The sequence below is a fragment of the Methylobacterium sp. Leaf100 genome (assembly GCF_001422845.1).
GTDB lineage: Bacteria > Pseudomonadota > Alphaproteobacteria > Rhizobiales > Beijerinckiaceae > Methylobacterium.
In genome coordinates, this window is record NZ_LMMW01000012.1 from 218,376 (window position 1) to 234,892 (window position 16,517).

At 69.9% G+C, this 16,517-nt stretch carries 17 protein-coding genes; 11 read left to right on the forward strand and 6 right to left on the reverse strand.

Annotated features, from left to right (window positions below):
• Positions 1–179 precede the first annotated feature (179 nt).
• Together ASF25_RS09035 and ASF25_RS09040 are read left to right on the forward strand one after the other, a co-directional pair.
• Entirely contained in the window at positions 180–980 is an 801-nt protein-coding gene (locus ASF25_RS09035) for an outer membrane beta-barrel protein (protein ID WP_056304399.1), read from the forward strand.
• A 224-nt stretch (positions 981–1,204) separates the two neighbouring features.
• Complete coding sequence (locus ASF25_RS09040; RefSeq protein ID WP_056260446.1) at positions 1,205–1,921, forward strand: DUF2076 domain-containing protein; 717 nt, start codon at positions 1,205–1,207, stop codon at positions 1,919–1,921.
• Between the two features lie 123 nt (positions 1,922–2,044).
• Here the strand turns inward: ASF25_RS09040 and ASF25_RS09045 are convergent, their stop codons facing one another.
• Complete coding sequence (locus ASF25_RS09045) at positions 2,045–2,923, reverse strand: L,D-transpeptidase (RefSeq protein ID WP_056304400.1); 879 nt, start codon at positions 2,921–2,923, stop codon at positions 2,045–2,047.
• Between the two features lie 240 nt (positions 2,924–3,163).
• Between ASF25_RS09045 and ASF25_RS09050 the strand changes: the two genes are divergently transcribed.
• From ASF25_RS09050 to moaD, 4 genes are all read left to right on the forward strand, one after another.
• Positions 3,164–3,904 (forward strand): protein phosphatase CheZ, encoded by a 741-nt coding sequence (locus tag ASF25_RS09050; RefSeq protein WP_056169668.1) that lies wholly within the window; start codon positions 3,164–3,166, stop codon positions 3,902–3,904.
• Between the two features lie 129 nt (positions 3,905–4,033).
• Entirely contained in the window at positions 4,034–6,025 is a 1,992-nt protein-coding gene (gene uvrC, locus ASF25_RS09055) for an excinuclease ABC subunit UvrC (RefSeq protein WP_056304582.1), read from the forward strand.
• 69 nt (positions 6,026–6,094) lie between these two features.
• Complete coding sequence (gene pgsA, locus ASF25_RS09060; RefSeq protein ID WP_056169670.1) at positions 6,095–6,694, forward strand: CDP-diacylglycerol--glycerol-3-phosphate 3-phosphatidyltransferase; 600 nt, start codon at positions 6,095–6,097, stop codon at positions 6,692–6,694.
• Between the two features lie 11 nt (positions 6,695–6,705).
• Complete coding sequence (gene moaD / locus ASF25_RS09065) at positions 6,706–6,957, forward strand: molybdopterin converting factor subunit 1 (protein WP_056169674.1); 252 nt, start codon at positions 6,706–6,708, stop codon at positions 6,955–6,957.
• 22 nt (positions 6,958–6,979) lie between these two features.
• On the opposite strand, the gene ASF25_RS09070 is transcribed toward moaD, so the two are convergent.
• On the reverse strand, positions 6,980–7,201 hold the full coding sequence (locus ASF25_RS09070; RefSeq protein WP_056169677.1) for a DUF2093 domain-containing protein: 222 nt from the start codon (positions 7,199–7,201) through the stop codon (positions 6,980–6,982).
• 107 nt (positions 7,202–7,308) lie between these two features.
• Here ASF25_RS09070 and ASF25_RS09075 point away from each other — a divergent pair, with 107 nt between their 5' ends.
• The 4 genes from ASF25_RS09075 to deoA are packed head-to-tail and all read left to right on the forward strand — an operon-like array spanning position 7,309 to position 10,568.
• Positions 7,309–7,716 carry a cytidine deaminase gene (locus tag ASF25_RS09075; protein WP_056304401.1) on the forward strand — a complete coding sequence of 136 codons (408 nt, stop codon included), beginning with the start codon at positions 7,309–7,311 and terminating at the stop codon, positions 7,714–7,716.
• Positions 7,709–8,536 (forward strand): purine-nucleoside phosphorylase, encoded by an 828-nt coding sequence (locus ASF25_RS09080; RefSeq protein WP_056304402.1) that lies wholly within the window; start codon positions 7,709–7,711, stop codon positions 8,534–8,536. Before ASF25_RS09075 ends, ASF25_RS09080 begins: the two co-directional genes overlap by 8 nt.
• A complete protein-coding gene (gene deoC / locus ASF25_RS09085) occupies positions 8,533–9,261 on the forward strand; it encodes a deoxyribose-phosphate aldolase (protein ID WP_056304403.1) in 729 nt (242 codons plus the stop codon). Before ASF25_RS09080 ends, deoC begins: the two co-directional genes overlap by 4 nt.
• The gene (deoA, locus tag ASF25_RS09090; RefSeq protein WP_056304404.1) at positions 9,258–10,568 is read left to right on the forward strand and encodes a thymidine phosphorylase; all 1,311 of its coding nucleotides are present in this window, start codon (positions 9,258–9,260) and stop codon (positions 10,566–10,568) included. Before deoC ends, deoA begins: the two co-directional genes overlap by 4 nt.
• A gap of 4 nt (positions 10,569–10,572) precedes the next feature.
• On the opposite strand, the gene ASF25_RS21875 is transcribed toward deoA, so the two are convergent.
• The 4 genes from ASF25_RS21875 to dnaK all read right to left on the reverse strand — a co-directional run bounded on the left by ASF25_RS21875 (position 10,573) and on the right by dnaK (position 15,022).
• A complete protein-coding gene (locus ASF25_RS21875) occupies positions 10,573–10,896 on the reverse strand; it encodes a hypothetical protein (RefSeq protein ID WP_056260462.1) in 324 nt (107 codons plus the stop codon).
• A 102-nt stretch (positions 10,897–10,998) separates the two neighbouring features.
• Entirely contained in the window at positions 10,999–11,655 is a 657-nt protein-coding gene (locus tag ASF25_RS09100; protein ID WP_056169693.1) for an rRNA adenine N-6-methyltransferase family protein, read from the reverse strand.
• A gap of 171 nt (positions 11,656–11,826) precedes the next feature.
• A complete protein-coding gene (gene dnaJ / locus ASF25_RS09105) occupies positions 11,827–12,996 on the reverse strand; it encodes a molecular chaperone DnaJ (RefSeq protein WP_056260464.1) in 1,170 nt (389 codons plus the stop codon).
• Between the two features lie 112 nt (positions 12,997–13,108).
• Positions 13,109–15,022 (reverse strand): molecular chaperone DnaK, encoded by a 1,914-nt coding sequence (gene dnaK, locus ASF25_RS09110; protein ID WP_056169699.1) that lies wholly within the window; start codon positions 15,020–15,022, stop codon positions 13,109–13,111.
• 455 nt (positions 15,023–15,477) lie between these two features.
• Here dnaK and ASF25_RS09115 point away from each other — a divergent pair, with 455 nt between their 5' ends.
• On the forward strand, positions 15,478–16,464 hold the full coding sequence (locus ASF25_RS09115; protein WP_056304406.1) for a hypothetical protein: 987 nt from the start codon (positions 15,478–15,480) through the stop codon (positions 16,462–16,464).
• The last annotated feature ends 53 nt before the right edge of the window (positions 16,465–16,517 follow it).

Genomic DNA, 16,517 nt, shown 5'->3' on the forward strand with positions numbered 1-16,517 from the left:
GCGTTAGCCCGGCAAGTTGCCAGAAGATCGAGGCGGGCACCGCCACAATGGGGCCGCCTTCCCGGCAAGCGACGTGTTCGCAAAGCCACAGCTTCTTCCGGTCGACTGGACTAAAGACGGGGAACTGCACCGGATGCCTCCAAAAGGAGCGGCGGGGCGAATTGGTAGAGGACCATACTATGAAATCCATTCTTCGCGGCGCCACCGCGCTCGCCGGCATCCTGATCGCCGGTTCTTCTTTCGCCGCCGACCTTCCGCGCCGTGCGGCTCCGCCGGTGTTCGTGCCGGTGCCGGTGTTCACCTGGACGGGCTTCTACGCCGGTTTCAACGCCGGTTACGGCTTCGACCAGGCGATCGCCTTCGGCAACGGCCGCAGCAACGACGGCTTCGTCGGCGGTGGTCAGATCGGCTACAACTACCAGTTCACCCCGGGCTCCGGCKTCGTCGTCGGTGTCGAGGCCGACGCCCAGTACGTCGACTTCGGGCGTGAGCGGAACCGCTTCTCCGCCACCGGCCCCCTCGCCGCCCAGCAGGTSTTCAACCCGGCCGGCGTCTCCAGCCTCGACTACTTCGGCACCGTCCGCGGTCGCCTCGGCTACGCCTTCGACCGCACCCTCGTGTACGGCACCGGCGGCTTCGCCTACGGTTCGGGCGGCGGACGCGAGTTCGGCCTGAACAGCGGCAGCCGCGACAGCTTCCAGACCGGCTGGGCTGCCGGCGGTGGCATCGAGTACGCGCTCCCCACGGACTCGTTCTTCAACTTCTTCAAGTCCTCGGCCGTGACGTTCAAGGTCGAAGGCCTGTACGTCAACCTCGAGCAGAACAACCGCAACGCCGGCGCCTTCGCCGTCAACAACGCCGGCGCGACCATCTTCACCAACAGCCCCGGCGTCGTCCTGGCCAGCGGTGGCCGTCAGGTCCGCGACACCGAGTTCGCCGTCGTCCGCGCCGGCCTGAACTACAAGTTCGGCTCGTACTAGGACCCGACCGGCGCTCCCTCGGAGCGCCACCGGACTCCCGTCATCGTGAGAAGCCCGGCCGAAAGGCCGGGCTTTTTCGTGTTCCGGCGCACGCCCGTGACGGATCGATGCATCCGAACGGCGGAGTTTGCGTTGAGCCCCTGACAAAAGCCCACGGCGTTCCCCATCTGTGAACCGCTCGCGCGGTGAGAACGCCGCCGGCTTGGCCCCAGGAGGACAACTCCATGAACAGCGAAGAACGCGACGTCATCGGCGGCATTTTCCAGCGCCTGGAACAGGCGGCGAGCCAGCCCCGCGATCTCGAAGCCGAGCGCTTCATCGCCGACAAGCTGCGCGCCCAGCCCTACGCACCCTACGCGATGGCGCAGCTCATCTACGTGCAGGAGGAGGCGATCAAGAGCCTGAACCAGCAGCTCGAACAGGCCAAGCAGGCAGGCCAGCAGCAGCCCCAGGGCGGCGGCGGGTTCCTGTCGAGCATCTTCGGCGGCGGGTCCTCGCGCCAGGAGCCGCAGCGTCCGGCCGGTCAGGCCTGGGGCAGCCCCGGCCAGCAGCAGCCGGGCTATGGCCAGCCGCAGCCCGGATACGGCCAGCAGCCGGGCTATGGCGGTCCGCAGCAGGGCGGCCCGTGGGGCGGCCAGCAGCAGGCGGCCCCGGCGCGCGGCGGCGGCTTCATGGCGACCGCGCTGCCGATGGCGGCGGGTGCGGCCGGCGGCATGCTCCTCGGAAGCGCCCTGTCGAACGCCTTCGCGGGCGGCCATTCCTCCCTCGGCAGCGCGGCAGCGGCCGGTCTGCCGGCCTCCGGTGCTGCGGCGGGCGGTGATTCCGATCTCGGCTCGGCCTTGGGCGGCGGCGGCGACTTCCAGGAGGCGTCGTTCGGCGGCGATGCCGGCGACGATTTCGGCGGCGACCTCGGCGGCGGTGGCGACGACGACTGGGTGTGAGATCGGCTCCGGCCGCCCCCTCCGGGCGGCCGGGCTTCGATTCCCGAAAGGATCGGCTCCGGATAAGGGGCCGATCCGTTCTGCGTTTCGATGGGCTTCGTTCCCGCGCCCGTCTGCCTACCTTCAGAGCACCTCGACGCGGGTGCCCACGGGGGTGCGCTCGTACAGATCGATGACGTCCTCGTTCATCATCCGGATGCAGCCCGACGAGACCGATTGGCCGATGGTGTGCGGCTCGTTGGTGCCGTGAATGCGATAGAGCGACGAACCGAGGTAGAGCGCCCGCGCGCCGAGCGGGTTGCCGGGCCCTCCGGCCATGTGGCGCGGCAGGTCGGGACGACGCCGGATCATCTCCGACGGCGGGGTCCAGTCGGGCCATTCCCGCTTCTGGCTGATGGACTTGAGGCCCGACCAGGCGAAGCCCGGGCGGCCGACGCCGATGCCGTAGCGGATCGCCTTCCCGCCGGGCTGGACGAGGTAGAGGAATTTCCCCGGCGTATCGACCACGATGGTGCCGGGACGCTGGCCGCCGTCATACGCAACGACCTGACGGGCGAAGCGCGGGTCCGCTGCCCGGCCGATGGTTTCGGCACCCTGCTGTCCGTAGGCCGGCCCCGGCTCACGCCCATAGGCCTGGGGTGCGTGTCCGTAGGCCTCGGGCGCACGCCCATAGGCTTCGGGAGGACGCCCGTACATCTGCGGTGTGCGTCCGGACTCCTCCAGGCGCGCTTCGACCGGCGGCAGGGCGGCGAGGCGGACCCGCGGCGGCACGGGGACGGCCGGCGGCATGGCTTCGGGCACACGGTCCCCCGACGAGAGACGGCGCATGGGTGCCGCCTCGTAGCGGCCCCCGGCCGGTGCAGGGGGTGGGGCATCGCTCATCAGGAATTCGATGAGGCCGCCGCCGTAGCGGCCCGGCGCCGCCTGCGCCGCCGCCGGGCTGGCCCCCACGGTGATTCCCATGGCCAACGCCACGCCGGCCACGCACCCTTCGATCCGCATGATCTTCCCCCGACACACCCGACCCGATGGGGTCCCGTCTCGGGCCAGGATCGCGTCGGGCGGGTCGGCGTCCGGTGAAGGAACGTGGTGAATCCTTCACGAGACCGGTCCTCGACGGCGCCGGAACCGATTCAGCGTGAACGGGTGGTAAAGGTTGCCCAACCGTTGCGGCATTCAAGAAATGGCAACCAGTTTGGCCGATGGTCCCTTCGCTGAACTCTGGCGGGCTTGATCTCACCGATGACCACGAAACGTTACCGCATCGAAGACAGCCTCGGCCTCGCCGCGAGCGCTCCCACGCCCGCACCGGAGGCGGCCGTCGCGTCCGAGGCGGTGGCCCTCAACAACACTCGCCTCGAAGAGATCCTGTCGGCGATCCAGGACCTGCGCCGCGTCACCCAGACGAGCACCGTGGAGACGGTGGAGGCCTGCCGGCGCGAGCTGAGCGAGGCCTTCGCCATGCGCTCCGAACTCGACATCATGAAGGATGCGATCACCCGCACCAAGCAGGAGATCGCGACCCTCTACCGCTCGGAGAACACCGGCAAGGGCATGCGCCGGGTGGCGGGCGAGCTCGACGCCGTTGTCGATTCCACCGAGCAGGCCACGAGCACGATCCTCGGCGCCATCGAGGAGATCGAAACCAACGCCAGCATGCTGCGCGCCATGACCACCACCATGGCGGGGCGCGAGAACATCGACGCCATCCTCGAGCGCGTGGTCGTCGCCTTCGAGGCGTGCAACTTCCAGGATCTCACCGGCCAGCGCATCAACAAGATCGTCGGCGTGCTGAAATTCATCGAGGAACACCTCGACCGGATGATCGACGCCTGGGGCGGCCTCGACACCTTCAGCGAACTCCTCGGCGTCAACGGCGGCAAGATCGACATCGAGGACGAGAACTCGCTCCTCAACGGGCCGAAGCTCGACGGCGATGCCGGCCACGTCGACCAAGGCGACATCGACGCGCTGTTCGACTGATCGCCCCTTCCCTCACGAATCCACGCGGCTTAGATCAGGCTCATGAGCCGCGAAAAGAGCCGCGAAACCAAACGCGAGACCCCGAACGGCCAGAGCCTCGGGGACGCTCCGCCGGAGGATCTCGACGCCATGGACGAGGCGGAGGACGCCTCCGAACTCGCTCCGGACGACGACGCGCCCGAGATCGACTTCGATTTCGAGGAGGGCGCGGTCAAGGCCGGGACGGAGATCATCCGCCGGTTCTGGACCACCCTGCCCTCGGGCCCGGGCGTCTACCGGATGTTCGACGCGAAGGGCGACGTCCTCTACGTCGGCAAGGCGAAGAACCTGAAGGCCCGGGTCGGCTCCTATGCCCGCGGACAGGCGCATTCGAACCGCATCGCCCGGATGATCTCGCAGACGGCGGCGATGGAGTTCGTCACCACCGCCACGGAGACCGAGGCGCTGCTGCTCGAGGCCAACCTCATCAAGCAGCTGAAGCCGCGCTTCAACGTCCTGATGCGGGACGACAAGTCGTTCCCCTACATCCTCGTCACGGCCGATTCCGAAGCCCCGCAGATCGTCAAGCATCGCGGCGCCCGCCGGCGCAAGGGCAGCTATTACGGGCCGTTCGCCAACGTCTGGGCCGTCAACCGCACGGTCAACGCGCTCCAGCGCGCCTTCCTGCTGCGCACCTGCACGGACAGCTACTACGAGAACCGCACCCGGCCGTGCCTGCTCTACCAGATCAAGCGCTGCGCCGGTCCGTGCACGGGCGAGATCGCCCTGCCGGAGTACCAGGCGCTCGCCGACAACGCGAAGGCGTTCCTCGCCGGCAAGTCCAACGCCGTGAAGGACCGTATGCGCGAGGAGATGCAGGCGGCCTCGGAGGTGATGGAGTTCGAGCGCGCCGCCCGTTTTCGCGATCGGATCTCGGCCCTTTCGGCGATCCAGGGGACGCAAGGAGTCAACACCCAAGGCGTCGAGGAGGCCGACGTGTTCGCCCTCGATGAGCAGGCGGGGCAGTTCTGCATCGAGGTGTTCTTCTTCCGCAACTTCCAGAACTGGGGCAACCGCGCCTACTTCCCCAAGGCCGACCGCAGCATGACGGCCGACGAGGTGCTGGCCTCGTTCATGGGCCAGTTCTACGACGACAAGCCGGCCCCACGTCTCGTCCTCGTGTCCCACGTCATCGAGGATGCGGAGCTGCTCGCCGCCGCCCTGTCGAGCCGCACGGACTACCGGGTCGACATCCATCTGCCCCAGCGCGGCGAGCGCAAGAACCTCGTCGAGTATGCCCAGCGCAACGCCAAGGAGGCCCTGGGGCGGCGCCTCGCCGACACCGCCTCCCAGGGCAAGCTGCTGGTGGCCCTCGGGCAATCGTTCGGCTTGGCCGCCGCACCCCGGCGCATCGAGGTCTACGACAACTCGCACATCATGGGCACGAACGCGGTGGGCGGCATGATCGTCGCCGGGCCGACGGGCTTCGCCAAGACCCATTACCGCACCTTCAACATCAAGTCCGAGGAGCTGACCCCGGGCGACGATTACGGGATGATGCGCGAGGTGCTGCAGCGCCGCTTCAAGCGCCTCGTGAAGGAGAACCCGCGCACGCCCGACCAGGCCGAGGCGGCGGATGGGGAGCCGGCGGCCGTCGCTGCGCCGGAGGCCGACACCGAGACCATGCCGGCCTGGCCCGATCTCGTCCTCATCGACGGCGGCAAGGGCCAGTTGGACGCCGCACGCACGGCCCTGGAGGAGATGGGCGTCACCGACGTGGCGCTGGTCGGCATCGCCAAGGGGCGCGACCGCGACGCCGGCCGCGAGACCTTCTTCGTGCCGGGGCGCCCGCCGTTCAAGCTGCCGCCGCGCGACCCGACCCTGTACTTCGTCCAGCGCCTGCGCGACGAGGCCCACCGCTTCGCCATCGGCACCCACCGGGCCAAGCGCAAGCGCGAGATGATGGTGAACCCGCTCGACGAGATCGCCGGCATCGGTCCGACGCGCAAGCGCGCGCTCCTGCACCATTTCGGAACCGTGAAGGCGATTCAGCGGGCGGCGTTCGAGGATCTGGCGAAGACGCCCGGCGTCAACGCCGCCACGGCCCGCGCCGTCTACGACTTCTTCCACGCCCAGACCTGAGGGCGCCGGACCAGCATGAGCGAGGCACAGCGGTTGACCCCCACTCCGCCCCATGGTTTCACCGCGCCGATGGAGCCGACCCCCACCCGCCGCCGTTCGCCGGCCTGGACGCTCGCGAACTGCCTGACCTACGGGCGGCTCGTGGCCGTGCCCATCGTCGTCGCTCTGCTGTACTGGCCCGTCGAGCACACGGCCCGGTTCGCGGCCCTCGGCGTCTACATCCTCGCCGCCATCACCGACTACCTCGACGGCTACGTGGCGCGGACCTACGACCAATCCTCGGCGCTCGGCCGCATGCTCGACCCCATCGCCGACAAGCTGCTGGTGGCCGCCTGCCTCCTCATGCTCACCGCCGACGGCACCATCCATGGCTGGACCCTGTGGGCCGCCATCGTGATCCTGTGCCGGGAGATCCTGGTCTCGGGCCTGCGCGAATATCTCGCCGAACTGAAGGTCGGCGTGCCGGTGAGCCGGGTCGCCAAGTGGAAGACCACCCTGCAGCTCGTGGCCATCGGTTTCCTCGTGGCGGGCCCGGCCGGCGAAACGATCCTGCCGGGCACGGTGCAGACCGGGACCTACCTGCTGTGGATCGCCGCCGCCCTGACGCTCTATACGGGGTGGGATTACATGCGGGCGGGCATCAAGCACGTCATCGACGACCCGCGCTGAGAGATGGTCTCATGAAGCTCGTCTACTTCGCCTGGGTGCGCGAACGCGTCGGCAAGGCCGAAGAGGTGGTGGACCTGCCGGGCGACCTCGCCACAGTGGCGGATCTCCTGCGCTGGCTGCGCGGCCGGGGCGAGGAATACGCCTACGCCTTCGAGGGAGACGGCGTCGTGCGCGTCGCCATCGACCGTGTTCACGCCAAGCCCGACGCGCCCCTGGCGGGCGCATCCGAGATCGCGTTCTTCCCGCCCATGACCGGCGGCTGAGAACAGGACCGGCGGCTGAGGATCAGCCCGCGACGGCGCGCTCGCGCAGGCGCTGCATCACCGCCTCCGGAGTCGCGTAGGCTTCCTGATGCACGGCGCTCCAGTAGCGCAGGGCGTCGAGTTCGATGGGCGCGCCTGTGACGGCGCAGCGCACGAAGCGGCCGGGCTTCACCACCCGCATGGTGCCGTCGCCGTACTCCACCGTCGCCTCGCCCGACGCACTCCGTTCAAACCGACCCAGCATCGCCGTCCGTCCCTGCCGCCATCCTCGTCCCTCGCGTCTTAAAAGGCCGGTGGCTCCCTGTCGATGATCCCTCGACAGGGCTCCGGCATCGGTGCCAAACATCGCGCATGGACCCCGATCTCCAGAGCCTGTTCGACGCCGCCCGCGTCGCCCGCGCGCGGGCCTACGCGCCGTACTCGCGCTTTGCCGTCGGCGCCGCCCTGCGGGACGCGGACGGCAGGGTCCATGCCGGCTGCAACGTCGAGAACGCGGCCTATCCGGTGGGCTCCTGCGCCGAAGCCGGGGCCATCGCCGCCATGGTGGCGGAGGGCGGGCGGGCGATCCGCACCATGCTGGTGATGGGGCCCGGCCCCGGCCTCGTCACCCCCTGCGGCGCCTGCCGCCAGCGCATCCGTGAATTCGCCACGCCCGGCGCTGTGATCCACGTGGCCGACGACGACGGCATCCGCGCCCGGTTCACCCTCGGGAGCCTGCTGCCGGATTCGTTCGGGCCGGAGAACCTCGCCCATGCCTGATGCGTCCAGGCTCGCCGCAACCGTAGATCGCCTGCGCATGCAAGGGTTCGCGGGACAGTTCGCCTGCGCCATCGTGACCGGCACCGGCCTCGGCGCCCTGGTGGAGCGCCTCACCGACGCCTACGCACTGTCCTATGGGGAGATTCCAGGCTTTCCCGCACCCGGCGTCAGCGGCCATGGCGGGCGGCTCCATGCCGGGCGGCTCGGTGGGCGCCGCGTCCTGGTGTTCGAGGGGCGCGCCCATGCGTACGAGACCGGGAACGCCGCCGCCATGCGGGTGCCCCTCGGTGTCGCGCGGGCGCTGGACGCCCGCGCCCTTCTGCTGACCAACGCCGCCGGGTCGCTTCGGCCCGAGGCCGGTCCGGGCCAGCTCGTGGCGCTCAGCGACCACATCAACCTGTCCGGCCTCAATCCGCTCATCGGGGAGGCGAGCGAGGCACGCTTCGTCCCCATGGTGGGCGCCTACGATTCGAATCTGCGGAAGACGCTGCACGCCGCGGCCGTATCCTGCGGCCTGGCCCTGCACGAGGGCGTCTACGCGTGGTTCTCGGGCCCCAGCTTCGAGACGCCGGCGGAGGTCCGCATGGCCGGGATCCTCGGCGCCGACCTCGTCGGCATGTCCACGGTGCCGGAGGCGATCCTCGCCCGCTTCCTCGGCCTGCCCGTGGCGGCGGTCTCGGTGGTCACCAACCTCGCCGCCGGCATCGGCGACGGCGACCCGCATCACGACGAGACCAAGGCCGTGGCGGCGCGGGCGGCCGCCGACCTCGCCCGCCTCGCCGAAGCCTTCGTCGCCCGCCTGCCGGAGCCCCACGCATGACCGACGCTTCGATCGCGCGGCGCGCCCTCCCGCTCCTCGACCTGACCGACCTGGGCGACACCTGCACCGAGGCGGCCATCGACGCCCTGTGCGCGGCCGCCGGTGCCAGCGGCGTCGCGGCAATCTGCGTCTGGCCCCGGTTCGTCGCGCAGGCCGCCCGGCTCCTCGCCGGATCGGGCGTGGCGGTGGCGACCGTGATCAATTTTCCGGCCGGGGGCGAGGATGCGGCGCGGGCCGTCGCTGACACCCGCGCGGCCCTGGCGGACGGCGCCGACGAGATCGACCTCGTCCTGCCCTATCGCGCCCTCCGCGAAGGCCGCCCCGAACCGGCGCGCGCGATGGTCTCGGCCGTGCGGGACGCCTGTGGGCCCGCCTGCCTCAAGGTGATTCTGGAAACCGGCGAACTCGCCACGCCGGAGCTGATCGAAGGGGCGAGCCGCCTCGCCCTCGCGGCGGGTGCAGACATGATCAAGACGTCCACGGGCAAATCCGCCGTCTCGGCGACCCTGGAAGCGGCCGAGATCATGCTGGTCGCCCTCCGGGAGACCGGCGGCGAACACGGCCTCAAGGTCTCGGGCGGTATCCGGACCGTGGCCGATGCCGCCCTCTATCTCGCCCTCGCCGACCGCATCATGGGGCCGGATTGGGCGACGCCCAGAACCTTCCGCATCGGGGCGAGCGGCCTGAACGCCGCCCTCGTCGCCGCCCGGGACCCCAGGCCATGATGCTGCCGCAGGAGATCATCCGGGCGAAGCGGGACGGGCTCGCCCTCGATCCGGCCCGCATCGCCGACTTCATCGCCGGCCTGACCGATGGGCGCGTCACCGAGGGCCAGGCGGCGGCCTTCGCCATGGCGGTGTTCTTCCGCGGTTTGTCCCTGGAGGAGCGCGTCGCCCTGACCCGGGCGATGACGCATTCGGGCACGGTGCTGCGCTGGGACCTGCCGGGCCCCGTCCTCGACAAGCATTCCACCGGCGGCGTCGGCGACGCGGTCAGCCTCGCCCTGGCGCCCCTGGTGGCGGCCTGCGGCGGCTACGTGCCGATGATCTCGGGGCGCGGCCTCGGGCACACGGGCGGCACCCTCGACAAGCTCGGGGCCATCCCGGGCTACGACGCGCGGCCGGACCTCGACCGGTTCCGCCGGGTCACGAAGGACGTCGGCTGCGCCATCATCGGCCAGACGCCCGACCTCGCGCCGGCCGATGCCCGCCTCTACGCCATCCGCGACGTCACCGGCACGGTGGAATCCCTCGATCTCATCACGGCGTCGATCCTGTCGAAGAAACTCGCCGCCGGCCTCGACGGCCTGGTGATGGACGTGAAGGTCGGCTCGGGGGCGTTCATGGCCGGACCGGACCAGGCGCGGGGGCTCGGCGAAGCCATCGTCGGCGTGGCGGGCGGGGCCGGCCTTCCGACCGTGGCCCTCGTCACCGACATGGACTCGCCCCTCGCCTCGGCGGCGGGCAACGCCCTGGAGGTGGCCTACACCCTGGATTATCTCGGCGGGCGTGCGCGGGAGCCCGCGTTCCATGCCATCACCGTCGAACTCGGCGCCGAGATGCTGATGCTGGGCCGCCTCGCGGACAGCTTGCCCGCCGCGCGGACGCGACTGGAGGAAGCCCTCGATTCCGGGCGTGCCCTGGCGATCTTTTCCCGCATGGTGGCGGCGCTCGGTGGCCCGGCCGACCTCGCCGAGCGTCCCGGGCAGTACCTCGCCAGGGCCGCCGTCGTGCGGACCGTGAAGGTGCCGGAGGCCGGCGTCATCCGCCGGGCGGCGACCCGCGACATCGGTCTCGCCGTCATCGGCCTCGGCGGTGGCCGGACCCGGCCGCAGGACGCCATCGACCCCGCCGTGGGGTTCACCGGCCTCGCAAGGGCCGGCGACGCGGTCGGTCCCGACCGGCCGCTCGCCACGATCCACGCAAGGGACGCCGCCTCGGCGGACCGGGCCGAGGCGGCCCTGCGAGCGGCCTACCTCATCACGGCCGAGCCTCAGCCGGCCGATGCCCTGCTCCGCGACAGGATCGCCTGACCGATCAGTACCGGTCGTAACCCCGGCCGCGGCCGTCGTGATGATGGTGGTGATGGTGGCCCCAGTGGCGCCGGCCGTAGCCACGGTCGTGATCCCAGCCGCGATGGTGACCACCCCAGCCGCGGTCATGGCCGCGATGATGATGCCCGCGATCGTAGCCCCGGTGACCATAACCGTCATGGTCGTAGACGGGCACGAACTCGGCTTGCGGTCCGACATCGGCGAACGGCAGCGCTTGGGCACCGCCGATGCCGAGGCCGATCGCGAGGGCGAGGCCGGCGGCGAGGCGGCGGCTTCGGACGAGCAGCGTGTGGGGGCGAAAAGCCATGACGGTCTCCCGGTCTCAGGGGGTCGACGACATCTCGACCCCGTCAGGAGAACCTAGATCGCGACGGCTGAACGCCGTGGCCGGGAGCCGTTCAGCCCTGCGTCAGGGACGGCGATAGGCCCAGACGCGCGCCGGCGGCAGGTTGAGCCAGACGCGGTTGGAACGGCTCGCCGTATAGGTCCCGGCATCGCAGCGCTCGGGAATCGGCGGAACCACCGCGTAGGTGAACTGCACGAAGGGCGCGCCCGCATGCATCATGGCGTGGGCGGCGTTGAGGAGCTTGAGACGCTGTTCCAGGGGCTTGGTGAACAGCGGAAGGCTCGACACCGTGGCGGCGGCCTTTTCGTGGACGAGGGCCCCGAGGGTGGCGGTGATGTCGTAGGCATCGCCCTGCACCACGGTGGCCCGGGGAAACCGCGTCCGCAGCAGCCGGCAGAAATCCGGGTTGTACTCGACCAGGATCAGGCGCTCCTGCTCGATGCCCCGTCGCACGAGGGCTTCCGTCACCGGACCCGTACCCGGCCCGAGTTCGATGACCGGCCCGGCCATGCGCGGATCGACGTAGGACGCCATGGTGCGGGCGAGCATCTTGCCCGACGGGGTCACCGACCCCGTGACGAGGGGACGCTCGAACCAGGAGCGCAGGAAGCGGGCCTCGTCCTCCAGCGGATCGCGCCGCACGCGCGGGGCCCCGGGCGCACCCTGAAGAGCGCCGAGGGCGGCTTGGAGTTTGGTGCTGGGACGGCGGAGCGGCGGCAAGACCCTAGGCCCTCAGATCACGGTTTGGGAAGGAAAGGCTAGACGCCGAAGGCCGTGTACAGTCAAGCCGCATCGGCGCTTCGCCCCCGGGTCCGGTCGTGCGTTCGGTCGAGCGGTGCGGCCCAGCCACAATCATAACCGGGCTCGCGGCCGTTCGATCCCGCACCGTGCTCACTGTCGGGCGGTACCGCCGAGTCCGTCGAAGAACTCGCGGACCTTGGAGAAGAAGCCCGCGCTCTCGGGGTGGTTCTCGTCGGAAGCCGACTGACCGAATTCCTGCAGCAGTTCGCGCTGGCGCTTGGTCAGATTCTGCGGCGTCTCGACGAACACCTGGATGTAGAGGTCGCCGACCTCGCGGGCGCGCAGCACCGGCATGCCCTTGCCCTTGATGCGGAACTGCTTGGCCGTCTGGGTGCCGGCCGGGATCCGCACCTGGGTCTGCGAGCCGTCGATGACCGGCACGGTGATCTCGCCCGACAGGGCCGCCGTCACCATGTTGATCGGCACCCGGCAGAACAGGTCGGCGCCGTCGCGCTGAAAGAATTCGTGCGGCTTGATCGAGAGGAACACGTAGAGGTCGCCCGCCGGGCCGCCGCGCAGGCCGGTCTCGCCCTCGCCGGCGAGACGGATGCGCAGGCCGTCGTCGACGCCCGCCGGCACGTTGATCGACAGGGTGCGCTCGCGCGTGACGCGGCCGGCGCCCGAGCAATTGCCGCACGGATCGTCGATGACCTCGCCGCGTCCGTGGCAGTTCGGGCAGGTCCGCTCGATGGCGAAGAACCCCTGCGCGGCGCGCACGCGGCCGTAGCCGCCGCAGGTCTGGCACGGGCGCGGCTTCGAGCCGGCCTTGGCACCGGACCCCGAGCATACCTCGCAGGTGACGGCCGTCGCCATCTTGATGGTCTCCGCCTTGCCGGCGAAGGCCTCCTCCAGGGAGATCTCGAGGTTGTAGCGCAGGTCGGCGCCGCGCTCGCGGGTGGAGCCGCCTCGTCCGCCCGCGCCCGCTCGCGCCCCGCCGGGGGCCGCGCGTCCGTCGCCGAAGAAATTGTCGAAGATGTCCGACATGAAGTCGCCGAACTCGTTGCCGAATCCGGGACCGCCCCCGCCGCCGCCCTGCTGGAACGCGGCATGGCCGAAGCGGTCGTAGGCTGCGCGCTTCTGGCCGTCGGTCAGGGTCTGGTAGGCCTCGTTGACTTCCTTGAACTTGACCTCGGCCTCCGCATTCCCGGGATTGCGATCGGGATGGTAGGTCATGGCGAGCTTGCGGAAGGCGACTTTCATCTCGCCGTCGGTCGCGGTCTTGGCGACGCCAAGAATCTCGTAATAGTCCCGCTTCGACATACCCGCCCTCAAAAGTCGTTCGGCGCGCCGGCATCCACCGGGGACCGCACCGTCATCTGACCAGACATGGCGAGGGGCCGGATTACTCCGACCCCCCGTTTCTCAAGGGGCGTTATGCCCGCTTCTTCTGGTCCTTGTCATCGACTTCCTGGAAGTCGGCGTCGATGACGTCGTCCTTCTTGGCTTCGCCGGCCGGCGCCTCGGCCCCGGCCTCACCGCCCTGGTTGGCCGCGTACATGGCCTCGCCGAGCTTCATCGACGCCTGCATCACGTCGGTTGTGCGAGCCTTGATGGTCTCGACGTCGTCGCCTTCGAGGGCCGTGCGCAGCGCCGTAATGGCGGTCTCAATGGCACCCTTGTCATCGGCCGAGACCTTGTCGCCGTACTCCTTGACCGACTTCTCGGTGGCGTGGACGAGGCTCTCGCCCTGGTTCTTCACCTCGACGAGCTCGCGACGCTTCTTGTCCGCTTCGGCATTGGCCTCGGCGTCCTTGACCATCTTCTCGATATCCGCATCCGAGAGGCCGCCCGAGGCCTGGATGCGGATCTGGTGCTCCTTGTTCGTCGCCTTGTCCTTGGCCGTCACGTTGACGATGCCATTGGCGTCGATGTCGAAGGTCACCTCGATCTGCGGCATGCCGCGCGGGGCCGGCGGAATGCCCATGAGGTCGAACTGGCCGAGCATCTTGTTGTCGGCCGCCATCTCGCGCTCACCCTGGAAGACCCGGATGGTGACGGCGTTCTGGTTGTCCTCGGCCGTCGAGAAGGTCTGGGACTTCTTCGTCGGGATGGTGGTGTTGCGGTCGATGAGGCGGGTGAACACGCCGCCCAAGGTCTCGATGCCGAGCGACAGCGGGGTGACGTCGAGGAGCAGAACGTCCTTCACGTCGCCCTGGAGCACGCCGGCCTGGACCGCCGCGCCGATGGCCACGACCTCGTCGGGGTTGACGCCCTTGTGGGGCTCCTTGCCGAAGAACGACTTCACCACTTCCTGGATCTTCGGCATGCGGATCATGCCGCCGACGAGCACGACCTCGTCGATCTCGGAGGCCGAGACGCCCGCATCCTTGAGGGCCTTGCGGCAGGGCTCGATGGTGCGCTGGACGAGATCGTCCACGAGGGACTCGAACTTGGCGCGGCTGAGCTTGAGCGCGAGGTGCTTCGGCCCGGAGGCGTCGGCCGTGATGTAGGGCAGGTTGATCTCGGTCTGGGTCGCGGAGGACAGCTCGATCTTGGCCTTCTCGGCGGCTTCCTTGAGGCGCTGGAGCGCGAGCTTGTCCTTCGTCAGGTCGATGCCCTGCTCGCGCTTGAACTCCGCCGCGAGGTACTCGACCACGCGGTTGTCGAAGTCCTCGCCGCCGAGGAAGGTGTCGCCGTTGGTGGACTTCACCTCGAACACGCCGTCGCCGATCTCGAGGATCGACACGTCGAAGGTGCCACCGCCGAGATCGTACACCGCGATGGTGCCGGCCTTCTTCTTGTCGAGGCCGTAGGCCAGCGCCGCGGCGGTGGGCTCGTTGATGATGCGCAGCACTTCGAGGCCGGCAATCTTGCCCGCGTCCTTGGTGGCCTGGCGCTGGGCGTCGTTGAAGTAGGCAGGCACGGTGATGACGGCCTGCGTCACCGGCTGGCCGAGATGGGCTTCCGCCGTCTCCTTCATCTTCTGCAGGGTGAAGGCGGAGATCTGCGAGGGCGAATACTTCTTGCCGTCGGCCTCGACCCAGGCGTCGCCGTTGTCACCGCGGACGATGTTGTAGGGCACGAGGCCCTTGTCCTTCTGCGTCATCGGATCGTCGTAGGTGCGGCCGACGAGGCGCTTGATGGCGAAGAAGGTGTGTTCCGGGTTGGTGACCGCCTGGCGCTTGGCCGGCTGGCCGACGAGGCGCTCGCCGTCGTCGAGGAAGGCGACGATGGACGGCGTGGTGCGCGCACCTTCCGCGTTCTCGATGACCTTGGGCTGCGAGCCCTCCATCACGGCAACACAGGAATTGGTGGTGCCGAGGTCGATACCGATAACTTTACCCATGGTGGGATCCCTCTGTTGTGCTTGGTCAAGCAGACCGCCGAGCCCCGAAGCAGCTCGGCCCATGGCGGTGAAAAACTGAGATTGGCGAGCCGGATCGCGCCCGGGCCGAACGTCGCGAAACGCTCAGGCTCGGGTCCTAATCCCGCGTCCCGCCGGATATAAGAAGGGGGATGCGGAGCCGCAAGGCGAACCGGAAACGACCCGGGGGAACCGGGCGCGCCCCCGGAGCGGATCGCGCCCGAGGGCGTTATCCCGTTCTCGCAGCGGCACGATCCCGGCCGAGGACGCGAATTCCCACGTCCCGCCGCCGCGATTCTGTTGTAACGGCGCCACGTTCAAGCCATGGCCCCCGTGGTAGGCTGACGTGTGGCCGTGTTCGTCCGCGAGTTGATCTCGCAGTTCCTGCGGCCGGCGAGCTCCCGCGGCCGGCGAGTTCCCACAGCCGGAAAGTCCCGATGCCCCCGTTGACCCGTGCCCTCCTCCTCGCACCCCTGCTGCTCGCGCCACCCAGCCCGGCCGCCGCGCAGAACTTCTTCGAGGAGCTGTTCGGGATCGGGCGCGCCGCCAAGCCGCCGGTTCCGCCCCGCGGCGTCCCGGGCGGCGTCCAGCCGGGCTCGCCCATCGCGCCGCCTCCGGGCGCCCCGGGGGATGCGCCGACTGCGGAGGTGCCGCGCGCGCCGGCGGTTCCGAAGCAGCCCGTGGTTCTCAAGGCGCCGCCGGAGGACAACGTCGTCGGCCAGGAGCTGATGCACAACGGCCTCAACGGCAGCCTGAAGCTGGAAAAGACCGGGGGCGGCACGACCGCCCGCATGATCCTGCCGGGCACCAAGGTGTCCCAGCCGAGCGAGAGCTGCACGGTGCCGTGGAACGGCGGCACGCCCGCGACCCTCACGGCCGAAGGGCGACCCGACGGACTCGCCCGCTTCGAAGCCGCCGGGGCCACCTGCCCCCTGCGCTTCGAGGTGGTGGACGGCGGCGTCCTGGTGACATCCCTCGGGGCCACGCCGATCTGCACCATGGCGGCCGCCGATTGCGCCACCACGCCGGTGGGCCTGTGGGGGCCGGCCGCCGCGACCCTGATCCCGCGGGCGGCCGAATTCGACGGCGCGCGCGGCACGGCCGACCGCGCGGTCCGTGAGAACTACAAGCTCATGACCCAGCGGGCGCGCGGACAGGACGTCCGCCCCATCGTCACCGAGCAGGCGGCGTTCTCGTCCGACCGCGAGCAGCTGTGCCGGACCTATGCCCGGGAAGGCGCGCACGGCTTCTGCAATCTGCGCTTCACCGAAGGCCGAGCCCTCGCGCTCGCCACCCGCCTCGGCGTCAACACCGCCAGCGCCGCCCCGACGGCGGCCGCCGCCCCACGGCCGCGCCGCAAGCCGCAACCGTCCGTCGAGGGAATGAACCCGGATGCCGGCGGCGCGCCGGCTTTTCCGGAGTAGGGGTTTCGAGAGGGATCATCCCTTTGGCGGGTGCCGGGCAGAGACCGACGAAG